9 protein-coding genes are annotated in these 17,690 nt (G+C 47.5%); 2 read left to right on the top strand and 7 right to left on the bottom strand.

The window, feature by feature from the left end; translation table 11 throughout:
- Positions 1-9: 9 nt before the first annotated feature.
- On the bottom strand, positions 10-5,913 hold the full coding sequence (locus MNV_RS00965) for a hypothetical protein (protein ID WP_096203505.1): 5,904 nt from the start codon (positions 5,911-5,913) through the stop codon (positions 10-12).
- 205 nt (positions 5,914-6,118) lie between these two features.
- Here MNV_RS00965 and MNV_RS00960 point away from each other — a divergent pair, with 205 nt between their 5' ends.
- Positions 6,119-7,441 (top strand): cyclic 2,3-diphosphoglycerate synthase, encoded by a 1,323-nt coding sequence (locus tag MNV_RS00960; protein WP_096203503.1) that lies wholly within the window; start codon positions 6,119-6,121, stop codon positions 7,439-7,441.
- A 30-nt stretch (positions 7,442-7,471) separates the two neighbouring features.
- Here MNV_RS00960 and MNV_RS00955 read toward each other — a convergent pair whose 3' ends face one another.
- From MNV_RS00955 to mmp11, 6 genes are all read right to left on the bottom strand, one after another.
- Positions 7,472-10,213 carry a hybrid sensor histidine kinase/response regulator gene (locus MNV_RS00955; RefSeq protein ID WP_096203501.1) on the bottom strand — a complete coding sequence of 914 codons (2,742 nt, stop codon included), beginning with the start codon at positions 10,211-10,213 and terminating at the stop codon, positions 7,472-7,474.
- A 387-nt stretch (positions 10,214-10,600) separates the two neighbouring features.
- Positions 10,601-12,085, bottom strand: coding sequence for a sensor histidine kinase (locus MNV_RS00950; RefSeq protein WP_096203499.1), 1,485 nt, complete (start codon positions 12,083-12,085; stop codon positions 10,601-10,603).
- Between the two features lie 6 nt (positions 12,086-12,091).
- Positions 12,092-12,649, bottom strand: coding sequence for an archaeoflavoprotein AfpA (gene afpA / locus MNV_RS00945; protein ID WP_096203497.1), 558 nt, complete (start codon positions 12,647-12,649; stop codon positions 12,092-12,094).
- 18 nt (positions 12,650-12,667) lie between these two features.
- The gene (locus MNV_RS00940; protein ID WP_096203535.1) at positions 12,668-13,294 is read right to left on the bottom strand and encodes a flavodoxin family protein; all 627 of its coding nucleotides are present in this window, start codon (positions 13,292-13,294) and stop codon (positions 12,668-12,670) included.
- Between the two features lie 161 nt (positions 13,295-13,455).
- The gene (locus MNV_RS00935; protein WP_096203495.1) at positions 13,456-14,904 is read right to left on the bottom strand and encodes a thiamine pyrophosphate-dependent enzyme; all 1,449 of its coding nucleotides are present in this window, start codon (positions 14,902-14,904) and stop codon (positions 13,456-13,458) included.
- The gene (gene mmp11, locus MNV_RS00930; RefSeq protein WP_096203493.1) at positions 14,901-15,785 is read right to left on the bottom strand and encodes a methanogenesis marker protein 11; all 885 of its coding nucleotides are present in this window, start codon (positions 15,783-15,785) and stop codon (positions 14,901-14,903) included. The genes MNV_RS00935 and mmp11 overlap by 4 nt, the downstream gene beginning before the upstream one ends.
- Before the next feature lie 51 nt (positions 15,786-15,836).
- Between mmp11 and MNV_RS00925 the strand changes: the two genes are divergently transcribed.
- Entirely contained in the window at positions 15,837-17,684 is a 1,848-nt protein-coding gene (locus tag MNV_RS00925) for a S16 family serine protease (RefSeq protein WP_096203491.1), read from the top strand.
- The last annotated feature ends 6 nt before the right edge of the window (positions 17,685-17,690 follow it).

Here is a 17,690-nt window from a genome sequence, read left to right as displayed (position 1 = left end):
GCCTCCGTTCTATTTGAACCCGCCTCCACCGTCGCCTCCGCCACCGCCGCACAGCGCAGGGTCTTTGCATCCAAAGGCTGTCTGGTTCTGCATAAAGAAGGACCTTTCAACAGTCTCGAAGTTACCGTCACTATCAGTGATGTTCAGCCTTGCGACAAAGTTGCCGCTGTCAAAGCTTCCTACCACCGGCGATAGTACGCTATAGTTGATGCTCCATATCCCTATGCCGTCCGTGATCGGTGAAATCATGCCCGGGATATCATATACCTGCGGTGCTCCTCCGAATCCGCCTCCTCCATCTCCGGGTTTAACTTCAGTAGAAGTGCCTCCCATCATCATGCCTTCGTCGCTCTGGTTGGACTTGAACAGGACTATGAGCTTGTCCAGGGATATATTGCCGTTTACAGGCTGGTTCGAGAAGCTCCTGGCGCTGACGTACGTTGTAACTTCATCATCCAGTCCGAAGGGTTCCCATCTCGGACTGAACGTTGTAAGGTTGGCAAAGTTGCCATTATAATTTACCTCAGGTACGCCAAAGGGCCAGCCGTACATGCTCCCGAGAGTTATCCATCTCTCATCGAATTTCCAGCCCATCATATCGGTACTTCCCTGCTCGGATGAATACAGATCACTCGAACCGGATTCACCCCAGCTCTGCGTAAAGTCCCTGTCATCATCGAACATACCGCTGGTCACGTTGAACACCCCGTTCGGATTGTTATCCTCCAGCCGTATGTAATATGTAGTGTTGTCCGTAGCATCGAAGTTGTTGTTCAGGTCAACATTCACGTCCGATTCGTTAAATGTGCCAACATAATAGGAGTCACCATCCGGCGCCCAGTCCTGGAAAGGATATATCCCTATGCTATCATTGATGAAGAGAATCTTGCCGCCCCAGCGTGCTGCAAGTCCGGCATACTCGTTATCAAGCTCAGGTATTCTCTCACCGATCGGGTATGTACGGTTCCATGCGCTGTTTGCCACAAGTACATGGTCAAGTGTCGGGCTCCAGCCAGAGGGTTGCTTCTCTACCTCTGTCTGATTCCTATCATCGTAGCCGTACACATCATATCCCTTATAGGATACCTTTGTTACCCTGCCTGACGCCCATTCACCGTTAGATGTATCGCCGTCCATCAGAACGTTCAGGTTCTCGACCTGATACACGATCTTGGGCTGCATCAATGTGAAATTGACCGCACCTGCATCATTAGCTGTTATTCTTATGTTGAGTTCACCAGGTCCCCAGAATATCTGGCTATCTACTCCTACGTCCCAGGGCTGTGGAGGCATGTCTCCCAGCAGATAATCTATTTCTAATCGAGTAGGGCTGGCAGCGGTAATGTTCCAGTAGTTATAGACACCCCCCATAGTCTGGCCTATGGGTATAGAAATATTGCTGTCCGAACCGTCCCGGATGAACTGTGTGAAGTTATACGTTGTATTCGCACCGTTCCTGGTAAGGTTGATGCTGTTGTTGTTTACCGGGCTGCCTGTAGTGTTTTGCAAATCCCAGTCAAACCCTGTATAGTACCTCCCGTCCGAGGCGTTGTAGTAATAATCATTCTCCATATCAAACGGCCAGCCCACCCTGAATACGGCAGTGCTGTCCGGACCAGTTATCCGATATGCAGATGCCACGCCTTTAGGTTCGATCTCAGTGCCGTATGCCACTGTGAGACCGTTATCGTTGGTTATCAGGTGAGTGGATATAGTTCCGATGTTCCCGATATCCGCTTCTATTATGAATTTCCTGATCTCAAGTCCGGGCATTCTCCACTTCTCTGTGGCGGTCTTCTCTTTACCATCCGGCAGTGTAACCTTATAGCTGATGAGGTATTGACCTGTGGGAATATTTGTAGTATTAATAGTTACCCTTGCAAGGCCGTAGGCATCGGTCGTGGCACTTGCGGCCGGATTCAGGGTCACATCTGGATTAGGTCCGTACCAGGTGAGCCTGTCAACTATCACATTAGCATCGCTGATGCCTGCTGTGGTACCCGGGTACTGGACAAGGAAAGGCACCGTCAGGTTCTTGCCCTTCTCAAATGTGCCCAGCCACATGCCTCCGAAGCCTGTGGTATAGCTGGTGAACGCTACATTGTAGTTTTCACCTTCTTTCTTCAGGCTGACAAGGTAAACCGGCTTTCCTCCGAAGGCTACCGGATCCCCGTTGCTGGCGTTTATCCCGTTCTTAGTGAAGTTCGTACCTCTACTGGTAACATTGGACACAAACACCGTATCGTAAATTCCCGGAGTGGCATTGTCGGCAAGAACTATACGGTAAGTGCTGTTGAAATCGTTGGGATTCATCCAGTCTCTCTGGTATTGCCCATCGCCGTCAAGGTCAACTTTGAGCCATTCGCTATCCCAGAAGTCACCCACAATGAATGTGCCCGATTTGCTTATGGACGTATCAATGATATAGCCGTTGTTCAGCGTATTTATGCCTTCCAGGTTAACCGTGCCATCCGAGCTTATCGATGTTACGTTCCAGCGCCTGATGATATTGTCCTGTTGGTCTGTTTCATTGAACCATCCGCCAACCGGGATGCCCGTAGTGTTAGAAAAGTTGGCGTCATAGTAGGTCACATATAGCCTTCTTGGCTCGGTCAGGTTCACCAGCGCCCAGAACCTGCGCTGTCCGCCGGGTCCGCCCCAGTCGTCTTTTAGGAAGCTTATATCATGCCCTACCTTTGAGTTGGAAGCTACACTGTAGTTGAGCTGTGGATAATTAAAGGAGTCAGAAGTCTTCTCAGATGGAGTATCGGTAAGGTTGAAAGATGCCTTATTGGTAAACATCCTGCCATCAGGAATACCGACCATATGGAGCTGGGGCAGTCCGATAGTAGCATCCTCAACTTCTATCCAGAAGTGGGTTACTACCTCTTTGCCTTCGGTATCGACGGCATTTATCACCACGTCGTAGCTTCCTTCCTGCCAGTCTGTCAGGGTAAGGGTAATATTGACTGCATTGCCATCGTTATCCTGGGTCACGCTTGTTATATTGAGTTCTGACTGGGTCTTGTACCTGCTTCCTCCGAACATGCCCATCTTGGTGACCGATGTGATGTTTGTCCTGCTTGCATCCAGCCGGATAGGGCTTCCACCCCAGCTATTGCCGGCGTGCGCGATGAGGTATATCGTGTTATTCACCCCGAACCTGTTGTTCCACATGTTACCTGGCTGTGTAACCCATGCAACGAACGGTCTTATTTCCAGCCATGCGCTTGATTCCTCAATGGCACCGCCTGAAGTTGCCTCGAACACGAACTCATACATGCCCGATTTAGTTGTCTTTCCGCCGGTATAATTTATCATGGCTGACCGGCTCATATTGGTGGCGATGGTCGCTGTATCCAGGGTATGCGGCCCGCTCACTTCAATTGGCGGCTGCGACCAGTCTGTCCTTACCGTGACTTTCTTAATCTGTACGGTTGCATTGATGGTACGGCTCATATTCGCAGAATCTACAGCCTGTACAATGAATGGTATATCCGCTCCCGACTTTACGTTCCAGCTATCGGGATATACCCAGAACATGAAGTTCCTGATTTCGAACCAGCCCCTGCCGTAGTCTGTCACCGTGCTGCCTGAGGCATCCTGGGTCGTGAGTTTTATTCTCACATCATACCAGCCAGATTTCAGGGGACTGGTGGGTGTGAAGGAAAGAGTTACTGTTCCGTTAGAATCTGTTGTCCCGGTCCAGTTATTATTTAAATTTTTGTTAAAGTCGATCTTCTCCCATGTCCGACCGTGGCGCACTTCATCTATACTGACCTGTTTTCCTCTCTGCGGGCTGAATCCGGTGTTCATTACCTGGACGCTCAGCGAGATATTAGAGGTTGATGTGAAGGTCATGAAATTACCTGTTCCAGCCGTTGCCGGGTTCGCCCATATGAAATACAGCCTTACATCAAAGAAACCGGTTCCTATCGCCTGGGTGGTATTGCCGTCGCCCATAGTAACGTTCGCCCAGAATTTCACCATATGGAAACCAAGATTAGAGTCATTGTTATAAAACTTCAGACCCTTTGAACCGTCAGGCAGTGTTACAACCGTTGCATTCAACATGCGGTCGGTCACCATTTCTCCCGCATCCATGGCAAATGATTCTACTATACCTGCATTTGTTATATTGGTCTCTATGCTCATTGTCCTGGGATTGAACGCTTCGATGCGCAGTGTTATGTTCTCCTGGGAAGAAACGCTCATGGCAGGATTTCCATCACTGCTCACCGGGAAAGCATAAAGGAAGATATTCTGGATTCCCAGGCTCGTGAAGGCTTCTTCGGTGTTGCCGTTAAGGTTTATTGTTACTCTGGCGTCGTATATGCCTACCGCGCCTGGTGTGGTGAGGTTGATCACGCTTGCGTTTGGCGCCCTGGCCCTTATTTCATTCTGCAGCCACGGCTCTACCCCTGCAGTGTTGAAAAAGTTATCCAGGCTCATAACTCCCCATGATACCGCAATATCTTTGCCAGCGGAATTTTTTATACTTAAAGTGAAGTTGCTCCTGTTACTGCCTCCGCTTGACAGGTTAATATCTGCGGTCTCACCCGTACTCAGGTCTGTCCCGCTCACCAGGATATAACCCTCTTCTCCGGGGAAGAAACCCTCAAGTTCAGCGACTTTATTGCCTATGGGTTTCAGGAAAATGCTGTAACCCTTTACTTCAAAACTGGCGAAGTTCCTTAATGTCTGGCTGCTTATGTTTGTTACATACTCCACTGTGTAGGTGCCCCGTGCTGCATCGTCCGGGATCTGGTGAACATAATAGAAAAGGGACCTATTGCTATCGAACGATAATGTGTACTGCCGTGAGAAGCCGCCGGGACCGCGCACATTCGCGCTCACGCTCGCCTGGGTATCGTTAATAATTGCTCCTTCGTTCGTCTTCACGCTCACAGACAGCGTGGCGTCCTTGCCTCTTGCAAAGGTATGCTGCTGCGTCCATTCAGAGGAGAGCACGTCACCTGCGACATCGTACGGGTTTACACTGTACGTGATCGTGCCAAGGGATTCATCGCTCTCCAGTATCTGGATTTTATATATCCCGCTTACGGTCGGAATACTGATATTTGAAATCGCTATGCCATATTCATCTGTTGCAATTAAGTTGCTGGTTTCGATAGTTCCGCTGTTATTGCTTATTATAATTGAGAGGGATTTTCCTGAGAGGGGCATATCTCTGGCATTTAATGCAAGCAGAGTCAAATTGCGGTTACCCTCCGAACCTGTGAATACAGGCTTTACTATTCTTGCAAGGATAATTACTTCACTTGTCCTGTTTACAAAAAATACGGTATATGTATCATTTCCAAGCTTTACCCTGGAATTTTTCATAAGGTTATCAACTGTATTTACACCATCGTTCACAGAGACCGTGTCGCCCGATGAGACATTAAAGTTGTATTGAGTTCCGTTGATAGGAATGCTTCCATAGCCTGTGTCATCCAGGGTTACAGGATAAATCGTACCCGTTGTAAAAGATGCCGCAACTGACTGGATAGCATCTTCACCATAAACGAGCAGATAGACTTCCGGAGATACAAGACCAATATCCGGCGCTGAAGCTATGATGGAATATCTACCTGTAACACCGGTAGGGATTATCTGGGAGAAGGCACCGGTTGAATCTGTGATAGTATTAAGAGAGTCTTGCAGCGTACTATCTATATATATCCCTATAGTTATATTGACGTCAGGCTCTCCCGCGCTGTCGTTCATTAACTTTCCTGACACGGTAATATTCGTACCGTTCAGATAACGGAAGCTGTCAGTTCCGAATTCCTGTATCGTGTATATTGCCGAGGCCGTTGATACCGATAAAAGCAATATCAGGCCTGATATACAAAAAATAAGAAAATGTTTTATCCCGTTCAAGTATGGTATAGAATTGTTTTTATTCATATCAACATCACCTTAAAAGAGTTTTTCAGGATTATGGTATTAAGAATAGTACGTTTATACTATATATACTTATCACAATAATAATAATCATTATGATGATTTATATGAGCATGCAATTTAGTTCACCGTCATCTGCAATCCCGATAGCTCTGGCATCACCTTCTTATAGTACTAAAATTAATACATTCATTCGTGATGTTAGTCCATGAGAACAAAAATCTTAATAATGGGTGCGGCAGGACGGGATTTCCATAATTTCAATGTTTTTTTCAGGGATAATGCAGATTACGAGGTCGTAGCTTTCACAGCGGCGCAGATACCGGGAATTGCGGGGCGCACTTACCCAAAGGAACTGGCAGGCTCGCTGTACGAAAAAGGTATCCCCATCTATCCGGAGGAAGAATTACCGGGATTGATAAAAGAGCACCATATAGAACAGGTTGTCCTGGCTTACTCTGACCTATCGCACCAGTCTGTTATGCAAAAAGCCTCATTGGTCCTGGCGTCCGGGGCGGATTTACGGCTGATGGGAACTGAAACTACCATGCTCAAGTCAAAAAAAACCGTGATTTCTGTATGCGCTGTCAGGACAGGTTCTGGTAAAAGCCCAACCTCGCAAAAACTGGTAGATATTTTGAAGGAAAAAGGGTTCAAAGTCGTCGTAGTGCGGCATCCCATGCCCTACGGGGATTTATTGAAGCAGGAGTGCGAAAGATTTTCCTCGATGAAAGATTGCGTTACTAATGAGTGCACTATCGAAGAGAGAGAAGAATATGAACCGTATATCTGCTGCGGAACTGTGGTTTACAGCGGTGTTGATTTTGCAAAAATCCTGAGTTCGGCGGAAAAAGAGGCGGATATAATCATCTGGGATGGCGGAAACAACGATATCCCGTTCTATAAGCCTGACCTGCATATAGTTATTGCTGACCCGCACAGGCCCGGGCATGAGCTTACCTATTATCCCGGGGAAGTGAATGTGATGCTTGCGGACATCATAATCGTGAACAAGGTTGATTCAGCAAGAAAAGAGGACGTGGAACTCGTCATCAATAATGTCAGGTCTATTAACAACAGGGCAATGATCATAAAAGCCATGTCTGTAATCGCTGCCGATAAACCAGGGTTGATAAAAGGAAAGCGTGTCCTTGTCGTGGAAGACGGACCTACCCTAACCCACGGCGGCATGGCTTTTGGCGCCGGGACAATAGCTGCGAAAAAATACGGGGCAAAAAAAGTGATAGACCCGCGCCCGCATGCAGTGGGCTCGATATCTAAGGTCTATGAGGATTTCCCGCATCTTGGCGCTGTGCTGCCTGCCATGGGTTACGGCGCGGAACAGATAGAGGAACTGGAGACGACCATAAACGCTGTTGATTGCGATACTGTGATAGCAGGGACTCCCATTGACCTCGGAGGGCTGCTGAAGCTTAATAAGCCTGTTGTGAGAGCCAGGTACAGGATTGAGGAAGTGGACGTTAAGCTGGAAGATGTGATTGAGAAATGGTTAAAATCGAAACTCCGATGATGCTACAGTTTATCCTTCCCGTATTAGCTTCTATTTAGCACTTATAACTTCGTATATTGTTTTCAATAATCTCTCCGATGTGAAAGGTTTTGACAAAAAAGCATGTATATGGTTTATCGCAACTCCTGCGAGCCTGTTCCTCTCGGTTAGCCCGCTGAATGCGATAATCTTAACTTCAGGATTAACTCTCCGGATAGCCCGGATGCTTGCCGCTCCCTCCATAACGGGCATCATCATATCCATAAGAACAACCTTGATCTTATCTTTATTCTGCTTGTACACTGCTATTGCCTCTGCCCCATCGTTAGCCGTGAGCACTGCGTATCCGTGTGTCTCCAGTGTTAAACTGGCAATCTCGCGAATCTGGGTCTCATCATCGACAACCAGTATCAACTCCCCCTGCCCTGCTGGCAATTTAATATGTTCTTCCACTTCCTGTGCTATGTTCGCCTTAACAGCAGGTAAATAAACCTTGAATGTAGTTCCCCTGTTAACCTCACTATACACGTTTATAAATCCGCCGTGGCTTTTCACGATCGCAAGGGCTGTAGGAAGACCAAGACCTGTGCCTTTGCCCTGCCCTTTTGTCGTGAAAAACGGGTCAAAAATCCTGTCTATTATTTCATGTGGAATGCCGCTGCCTGTGTCAGAGACTGTAATAACTACGTACCGACCGATTTTTGCATCGATGTTCATGCGGGCGTAGTTTTCATCGATGAAAAGATTTTCGGCGCAGATGCAAATGATTCCACCACCAGGCATCGCGTCGCGGGCGTTCACACATAGGTTCATCATGACCTGGTGCAGTTGTGTGGCATCTCCCGATATCGTCCAGAGATCTCCGGGTACATCAGTTCTGACTTCGATGGATTTTGGAAATGTCTCTTTTATGATCTGTCTTATTTCAGACATGATACTTGTTACCTGAAGAGCTATGCGTTCACCCTTTACACCTCGCGCAAACGACTGGACCTGCTTTACCAGATCAGCTCCGCGCTGGGTACTTCTCTCGAGTATATCAAGTAATTTGCGGCTTTCGTCATCCGGGAATTTTTCCTGTAGTAATTGCAAAGACATCATTATAGGTGACAGCACATTGTTGATATCGTGCGTTATGCCGCTGGCAAGCGTGCCTATGCTCTCCAGCCTCTGTGCACGCAGCAACTGTGTTTCCAGATTTTTCTTCGCCGTTATGTCCGTGTTAATGGCAAGTATTGATTTCGGTTTTCCCTTGCTATCGTGCACCAGGGTCCAGCGGCTTTCAACAATGATCTCCTTACCTTCTTTCGTCACATGGTGAAGCTCGCCAGTCCACTCACCCTCTTCTACGACCCTCTTTTTGGCTTCGATGAACTGTGGTGAATCTTCCATATATAGAAACTCATTATGGCTCTTGCCTGTAACTTCTTCTGCTGTCCAGCCATACAGGCGCTGTGCACCTTTATTCCAGTAGATGAGGCGGTGTTCCATATCATAAACTGCAATAGCATCGTGCGCTTTATCAAGAAGGGCTGCCTGCTCCTGTATTGTCTCTTCCGCCCGCCTGCGCTCTGTGATATCTTTGGCTATTATGGAGATACCGAACTTGGAGGGGTAAGCATTGATCTCAAAAAAAAGATTCTTGTTCCCTGCCCGGTACTTATTCACAAAATGCTGGGGTTGCTGTGTTTTTAATACTTCTTTATATAGCTTCTCAGCTTTTGACCCCCTCAGTTCAGGGAAAAGCTCAAAGAGAGATTTTCCAACAGCATCTTTTGCTGATATCCCTGTAAGAGCTTCGGATGCATTATTCCAGTAAGTATATCTTAAGTCTCTGTCCAGCGCATAAAAGACTTCGCCAACGCTTTCTGCAAGTTCCCTGTACCTCGCTTCGTTCTCCAGCAATGCTTCATTGGCTTTTTCAAGCTCGGAAGTCCACTCTTGAATTGCTTTATTGACCTCTTCCAGCTCTGCGGTCCGTTCCCGGACCCGTATTTCCAATTCATTGTGTGCCCTTTGCAGCTTTTCTTCAATCAGTTTGCGCTCTGTGATATCACGGGCAACTCCGGTCGTACCTATAACTTCGCCTTTATTATCGTATATCGGTGTTTTGATGGTCTCTATCCATGTTTTTTTGCCTTCGTTATCTACCATCGGCTCTTCAACCTGTTTTCGCCTGCCTGTTGCTATCACCTCCATATCGTCAGCCCTGTATCTTTGCGCAAGCTCCTGCTGCCAGATATCCAGATCTGTCCTGCCGACCAGTTCCTCAGGGTTCATACCGCATGCATCTGCAAATGGTCTATTTACTGCTATGAACCTGCTCTCTTTGTCTTTTAACCATGCGATATCGGGAATATTATTAAGGATCGCATTTTGCTGGCGATAACTTTTCAGCAATTCCGCCTCGATCCGCTTGCGCTCGGTAATATCTCTGATAACCTCGACTCCTGCAATGATTTTCCCTTCAGTATCCCGCAGAGGCGATCCAGTAAGTTCAAAGTATGTTACCCCGCTCTCAGTAGTTAAACTTCTTTCTGCCCTGTGAACCTTCCCATCCCTGAAAGATAATTCAACAGGACAACCTTCGCAGATAGAATCCCTGCCTTCATACACTTTGTAGCAGAACTCACCAATGCGGTCTCCGCATAATTCGTTCTGGACCCGGTTCTGGTATATGATCTTAAAATCAGCATCCTGAATGATTATACCATCACCTATGGCTGCAATAATCGCTTCAGTTCTGGCTTTCTCCTTCTCAAGCTGCTCTTTAGTTTTATCTTTATCTATCATCGTTTTTACCACATGGAATCAGCTACGATTTATCCTATCATTTTCATATTTAAACGCGGTTTAAATGCTTTCCATTCCTCCCATTCCACCTTCGCATTCAAACACAGGTTTATTCAGGACGCTCTCATCTGGACTCGATTTATATTAACTGAGTTTCAATTTACATTATATATTTGTCTAATTGAAATGAGACAGGTCTTATATTAACTTAACGGATATATGTCATAAATAATCGTTATCGTAATAATCATTGGAAAGGGTCATATGAAGCTCACCATCATATCAGGCACGCATATCAAACCGGGGCAATCGCTGCTGGCGCGCCTTCCAGAAGACCTCATCTCAATTTTGAAGCGGTACCGGGCTATCCAACTTTGCAGTCCTTATTCACCGATTCTCTTTTCTCGCAGGTATTGTGAAGTAGAAGATCGAACCTCTACCATGTACGGATTTAGCCCAAATCCTGCCGCCGTGGCGTTCTACGATCCTCTTGCAAATTGCAAGACCTATGCCTGTGCCCGGGTATTTACTTGTGGTATGCTCACGCTGGAATATCTGGAAAAGATGACCCATGAACCCGGAGGATATGCCTATTCCATTATCTTTCACAGAGATAACCCAATCGTCTCCTTCTCTCTGTGCCGAGATATGGATACGCGGCGGCTGCTCTCCTCTGAACTTAATGGCATTACTGATAAGATTCTGGAACAACTGAACCATTTGCGAAATATCGGCCATTACAGCAGGCAGAGGATCATGAGTCAATACAGCTTTATTCTCCTCAATAGCTATTTTAAGGTTGGTAATTGCCTGGTTAAGTACTACCTCCATATCTGCAGGTTCAAATGGTTTACCGCGTGTACCGACCCGAGAGTATGCAAGCAGGTCCTCGATCATTCTCTGCATTCTTGTAGTTCCATCTATAATATAAGCAATGAACTCATCAGCATTTTTATCCAGCTTGCCTTTGTATCTTCTTGCCAGCAGTTGAGTAAAGCCCGATACCATGCGCAGCGGCTCCTGAAGGTCATGGGAGGCAATATAGGCGAACTGCTCAAGTTCGGCATTCGAGCGGGCTAACTCAGCAGTCCACTTCTCGCGCTCTTCCTCTATCCGCTTGCGTTCGGTCACATCACGTGCAATCCCGGTCGTACCTATGATATTACCCCTGTCATCATAAATCGGTGTTTTGATTGTCTCTATCCACGTCTTCTTACCCTCTTTATCTACCAGAGGTTCTACAACCTGTTTACGCCTGCCGGTTGCCATAACCTCCCAGTCATCAGCCCTATAATTCTCCGCCAACTCCTTCGGCCAAATATCAAAATCCGTTCTGCCGACTAAATCCTTAGGTCTTACTCCGGCTGTATCTGCAAACGGCTTATTTACTGCTATAAATCTGCTCTCTTTATCTTTCAACCAGGCGATATCAGGTATATTAGTAAGAATAGCATTTAGCTGGCGAATACTTCTTCGCAGTTCCTCCTCAATCCTTTTGCGCTCTGTGATATCATGGATAATACCTACCATGGCTATCGGCTCGCCTTTACTATCTTTAACCATAGAAGTAGTTAATAAAATGGGAAATATCCTTCCGCTCTTATGCTTGACCATCAGTTCCCCAACCCACCGTCCGGTCTCTTTTAGACTTGGAAGTATTACTGAACTTGCAAACGTCGGGTCTGCATTCATCTCATCGACATGCTTTCCCTTTAATTCTTCAGGTGAAAAGCCGTATATCGTCTCTACTGCCCTGTTAGAGAAAATAATACGCCCATCAAGACCGATAATCTGGATTCCATCAGCAGCTTCCTCAACTGCTTCAGAGAGAAGCTTCAGCCTCTGTTCCGTTCTGTTGCGTTCGGTAAACACCCTGAATTACTTCCTGCCTTCAAGATGCTTCTTAACGATATCCCTTATCTCATCAGGCTGTCCAATCACGGTTATCCCCGGCATTTTCCTGAGTTTATCAACAGCTTCTATATCAACATCCCGCATTGTGAGGGTGAGCGTTTTTCCACCGGGCAGCTCCGTGGTGATCTCGCCTCTTTTCTGGTCGGCGGGGAAAATATATACCGGCACTTTTCCTTTCATAGCCTGCGCTGCCGCATTAGAGAGCAGGGTATCGGATATGCCTGCCGCGATTTTCCCGACGGTATTTGAGGTGGATGGCATAATAAGTAGAAAATCGTATTTACCAAGCTGCAAATCCCCCACTAAGAACGGGATATTCGGGGATTTCTCAACAAAAGTCCTGGGGAAGCCGGATTTTAGCTCGTTGAAGAGCTTGTACCATTTTACCACTGTTTCGCCTGCCTGCGAAAGATACACCCTGACTTCCAGGTTATGTTCCTTTGTGAGTTCTTTCATTATATCGACGCTTTCTTTAAGGTAGTCGCCGCAGCCTGTGATTCCCCATGCTATCCTTAGAGTCATTTATTCACCATTCCGCCATTATACCAATCTATTCTCTTTGATCATTAAAGCCATGTTCATCAGCCTGTTCACCGTCTTGCGCATGCTTTTTAAGCCTTCCTCATCCTCTTTTGCGCCCTCTGCGCCCCTGTCCTTTGACCACAGAGTACCGCCCAGGTTCGCGCCGAATGAGCCGCCACCGATGGGAATTGCTTCGTTTATGACGTAAAAGTTCAGTATCGCCTGTATCGATGGCTCCTGTCCTCCTATGCGGTCGCCCCCTACTGCGAGTGCGGCGCCGGGTTTGTTCCGGATGAAGTGCAGGTCATGCGCTGCTATTGCTCTGCACCTGTCCATGATGACCTTGGTCTGCCCGCTCACCATTCCCTGGTAAACAGGCGTGCCGATTATGAGCGCGTCTGCCCATTTCAGCTTTTCGTAGACTGGCGCCATATCGTCGTTATGGATGCAGCCTTTCTTTTCCCGTATGCAGTAGTCGCAGTGGATGCAGAAGTTGAGTTTTTTACCCTGGGCTGAGAAGTATTCGGTTTCTGCGGGATATTTTTCGCTGGCGTACCTCAGCGCTTCTCTCACGATGTAATCCGTTGATGCTTTTCTCGGACTGCCTGAGATGCCGAAGAGTTTTATTTTCTGTTCACCCACTATGGTCACCTTTGTATGGATATAGAGGAGCTATTTTATCAAATAACTTTTGTGCACGATTTATATAATATTGTTTATCGATTGTTTGATATGGAAAACGCTATTAACCCCCGTACCCTTCAAGTACGGGGTATAGTGACTTCCATTACTACATTATAAACTACTCAATACCTCGGACACCTCGCCCGCGCCAGGATCACCGAAATCCCCTTCTTTTTGAGCTTTTCCTCAAGTAAAACCTTAATATCAACATCCGCCTGCGGGTCTATTATCTCCGTATCCTGAACACAAGATTCAACCAACCCCGTCAGATCAGGAACCTTCTGCCCTCCCGTCATAGCTGCAATCTCGTTCTGCAGTACTACCACCACCACTTCATGTTCATTATGGACTGCATTGATAAGCCCCGCCATCCCCGAATGCGCAAGACCGAAATCGCCGATTATCGCAATCCCCTTCCTGTTAAATCCGCAGGCGGTACCGATGGCTGAACCCAGGGAGAACGCCGCATCAAGAAGGGAAAAATGCGGCTGTGAGGTCAGTATGGCGCATCCGAGGTCGCCTGCAACAGGCACATCCAATTCTTTTACCGCGTTGTACAGGGGGATATACGGGCAGTCCTCGCATACAGGGCGCTCCCCCCTTTCCTCGACAGTCTGCGGCGTGATATTATACGCTGCTTTATCCTTATGGATATTCTCGATCGCTTTTTGTATATCCCTGATTTCAACAAGCCCGTAAGGCATATGACCTGTAAGTTTTCCAAGCGCTTTCCCCGGTAGCTGTTTTTCTATAACAGGCTCGGTTTCTTCCACAACCAGTACATGCTCATGCTCATCCAGGAAGCGTTTGACCATATCCAGGGGCAGGGGATTAACGATCCCAAGAGAAAGGTGCGAGACGTTTTCAGGGATTACGGATTCTACCAGCGATGACGGGAAGCCTGAGGATATTATTCCTACCGTCCCTCTTTTTTTATATACGTTCAATTGACAGCTCTCTGCATATCTGCACATTTCAGGAAACGACGCGCCGTGAAAGCGCTGGTGCTTGCCGAGCATAGTAATATGCCATATTTTTTTATCGAACGATGGCGGTTTGTGATCAGGTTCATTTATCCTGTTGATGTTCCCCTCGCTTTTAAGAAGTCTATCTGTAAGCCTGATTATTACGGGTGTGCTTACTCTTTCCGATAATCCGAACGCTTCCCTGATGCTGAGGTAAAGAGCTTCAGGCGTCGAGGGATCAAATACAGGAACCTCTGCAATAAGACCGTAGAACCGCGAGTCCTGCTCGTTCTGGGATTTCTGCACACCGGGATCATCCCCTGCAAATATCACCACGCCTGCGCCTATCGTATGGGTCGCAGACGTTACCAGAGGGTCAGCAAGTATGTTCATCCCCACATGCTTTGTTATCACAGCGCTGCGTTCCCCGCATACGGATGAGCCAAGCATTAGCTCAAGTGCGACTTTTTCATTGACAGACCATTCGTGCCTTATTTTCTTCCCAAGAGCTTCCATGAGCCCGGTTACCGGATAGCCCGGAACGCCTGTCACTATTTTTACGCCGCTGTCAAGAAGCGCATGAACGGCAGCATCCGTTCCGGTCATAGCGTCACCGATTCATTATTGCGCGAAAACCAGGGAAGTGCTGCAAGAGCGCCTATGATGCCTTTTCCACCGATGCATATCTTTACCCCGTTCTCTTTCGCAGTTTTTAACGTCAGCTCTTTTGTTATCATCCTGCTCCTGCAAAGCCGGCTGTATTCCATGAGAGAGGCGGCATCAAAATCCGACAATGCGACCATGCCCGTTTCGCCGGACACGCTGTATTCCATAAGCCCTTCTTTAATTCCTTCAAGCAACCCTTTCTTCGCGCCTTCAATACACGCGAATTCAAGCACGGTCGCAACGCAGTTCTGGGTCTTGTCAGGCACGGGAAAAAGCTGGACAAGGGTATGGGAGATGTACCTGTGTTCGAGCGAATCGACCGCTGCCGCGATATTATGTGCCAGAGTCCATGTCGCACCCACCTCTTTTGAGTCGGTGTTATCAATGCCTATCAGCACCCTTTCCCTTCTCGGCACAACTATTGTTCCGCTTGCGCGCTTTCCGCCGCCTGATTCCGATATCCGGCAGCGCAGGACACCGTTTGCATAAGCCCTGCACGTAGTTGCGCCGACGCCTCCGCCCCCGAGACCGCTGTAGGTTATCTCTATCTCCTTGTTACTGACAATGACAGATTCAATGCCGGCAGCTGCAACCGAGGACTGAAGTTGAAGATCCGAGTTCCCCGTCCTGACGAGGTAGCGCATCATATCTCCGACAGAGCGGCTTTTGATGACAAGCGGGCTCTTGGAATAATGGTACAGCGCCCAGGCAGAGCCGCCGTAGCAACTGGAATGTTCCATTATCTCAACAAGTTCGTTTTTCGCATCTGCTACGGCATAAATGCCTTTATAGGGGATTGTATAGGGGTCTGATAGGCGCATAATTACAGTGGTTTTAAGTATTTTATCTAATATATTAGTATTTGTGAGGAAATGAACAAGAAATTCATTTGGGTTATCTTAATACTTTTAATTGCATTGAGCAGCGTTAAAGCCCTGGAAGATGGGGTTACAATCCCGCTTGTTGCAGACCGCAGCACAGATGGGGTAGATGAGGGGGTCCTGCTTGGAGCCCGGATAATTGTCACAAACGGGACAGGGCATGTTTTCGTAGATACAAACCCTTACACCCAGGTCGATCTTCAGGGCTCGGCAAGACTTGCCGCGATGGTAGCTTCCGACGTAATGGGAATTGATCAGAGGACATATGATTTTTACTATATAATCGATATAAGCTCCCCTATCATAGGAGGACCATCAGCAGGTGGAGCACTCACTGTAGCAACTATTGCAGCCATGAACAACTGGACGCTGAAGCCGGACGTTGTGATGACAGGCATGATCAACCCGGATGAATCTATAGGTCCGGTCGGCGGTATCCCTTATAAGTTAGAGGCTGCCGCTGCTAAAAACGCCACTCTTTTCCTGGTCCCGCAGGGGCAAAGCACCGTCACCGTCAGGAAGGCCACCGGCAGTACAAATGGCACTTTCATAATCAGCCAGGTAAAAGAGGAAACCGTTGATGTTGTTGAACTTGGGAAAAAATTAAATGTCACTGTGAAGGAAGTCGGTACGATACAGGATGCTGTTCTGGCTTTTACGGGAAACGAGATGAAAAAACCGGAGTATAACGATACCATCCTTACCCCGGGTTACCTTGAACTGCTTGAACCTCTTGCGACCAAATTGAAAAAAGAATCCAGCGACATGTACGAAGGGACAGCTGCTTTTGTGCCGCAGGACGATAAATTCCTGAAGCAGGCTAAGGATGTCCAGAGACAGGCAGATGACATGTACAATAACAAGAAATACTATGCTGCGACCTCATTGTACTTTAATACGATGATTAACATGCGCACGGCGCAGTGGAATTACGGGTACGGCAAAGCAGCGGATAAAGAGCAGTATCTTAACGATCTGGCAGGTAAAGTGGAAAAACAGATGCAGAGCTCAGAGACGGATCTTGAAAACTTCAAAATGTACGATGTAACAGATGTGGGCGCTGTCGGCGCGGCTGAATCCAGGATAACTACTGCAAGGGCAAGGCTTGATGATGCAAAGGAACTCAATGGTTCTGAGGAAATGATTCCCCTGCTTGCTCTTGCAAATGAAAGGGCGCGCACGGCGCAGTGGTGGCTGACGCTTGCATCACCTGACGGGAAGATAGTACCGGAAAGCATACTGAAAGACCGTGCAGGGTGGTACCTGAGCCAGGCGCAATCGATAAATACTTACATGCAGACACTGATGGCAGAAAGCGCGTCACATCCTGACATTATAAGAATCTCAAGTGAGGATATTGACCATGCCCAGAAAGAAATGATGCAGGGATATTATGCGGGCGCGATTTTTGATGCCCTGCAGGCTACAGTGAAATCCAGTGCCACCATAGGATTATTAGGCGAGGTCGATGCCACCCAAAAGGTCGAGCAGAGCGCCGGTGCTGCAGAAACGGCAATAAATGAAGCCAGGAGGAGCGGGATCGAGCCCACGCTCGCAGTCAGCGCGTATGAATATGCCGATACTATGACCGAGCCTTTTGACAAGATCTACCAGTATACTTATGCCAAAATGGTCGCAAAGACCTCAATGGTTCTTAATTCCTATGCGGTATCTACCAACCAGACGCCAATAAAGCCTTCTCTTACACCGTTTATGGAAGAGACGCCTCTACCTGTCCCGACCGCAAATGCAACAGCACAAACAACACAGGTCCCGGCTTTTGAGGCTATTGCAGCGATCATAGTAATATTTATTGCAAGACGCCTGAATAAGGGTTAGCAGGAT

The organism is Candidatus Methanoperedens nitratireducens (assembly GCF_900196725.1).
GTDB lineage: Archaea > Halobacteriota > Methanosarcinia > Methanosarcinales > Methanoperedenaceae > Methanoperedens > Methanoperedens nitroreducens_A.
Note: the sequence above shows the minus strand (reverse complement) of the source record. Positions and strands in the feature narration are given on the sequence as shown.

Excerpts from the sequence above, each read along its gene's own strand:
- MNV_RS00960 (WP_096203503.1), top strand. The coding sequence starts at position 6,119 with ATGAGAACAAAAATCTTAATAATGGGTGCGGCAGGACGGGATTTCCAT.
- afpA (WP_096203497.1), bottom strand. The coding sequence starts at position 12,649 with ATGACTCTAAGGATAGCATGGGGAATCACAGGCTGCGGCGACTACCTT.
- mmp11 (WP_096203493.1), bottom strand. The coding sequence starts at position 15,785 with ATGCGCCTATCAGACCCCTATACAATCCCCTATAAAGGCATTTATGCC.
- MNV_RS00955 (WP_096203501.1), bottom strand. The coding sequence starts at position 10,213 with ATGATAGATAAAGATAAAACTAAAGAGCAGCTTGAGAAGGAGAAAGCC.
- MNV_RS00925 (WP_096203491.1), top strand. The coding sequence starts at position 15,837 with ATGAACAAGAAATTCATTTGGGTTATCTTAATACTTTTAATTGCATTG.
- MNV_RS00935 (WP_096203495.1), bottom strand. The coding sequence starts at position 14,904 with ATGACCGGAACGGATGCTGCCGTTCATGCGCTTCTTGACAGCGGCGTA.
- MNV_RS00965 (WP_096203505.1), bottom strand. The coding sequence starts at position 5,913 with ATGAATAAAAACAATTCTATACCATACTTGAACGGGATAAAACATTTT.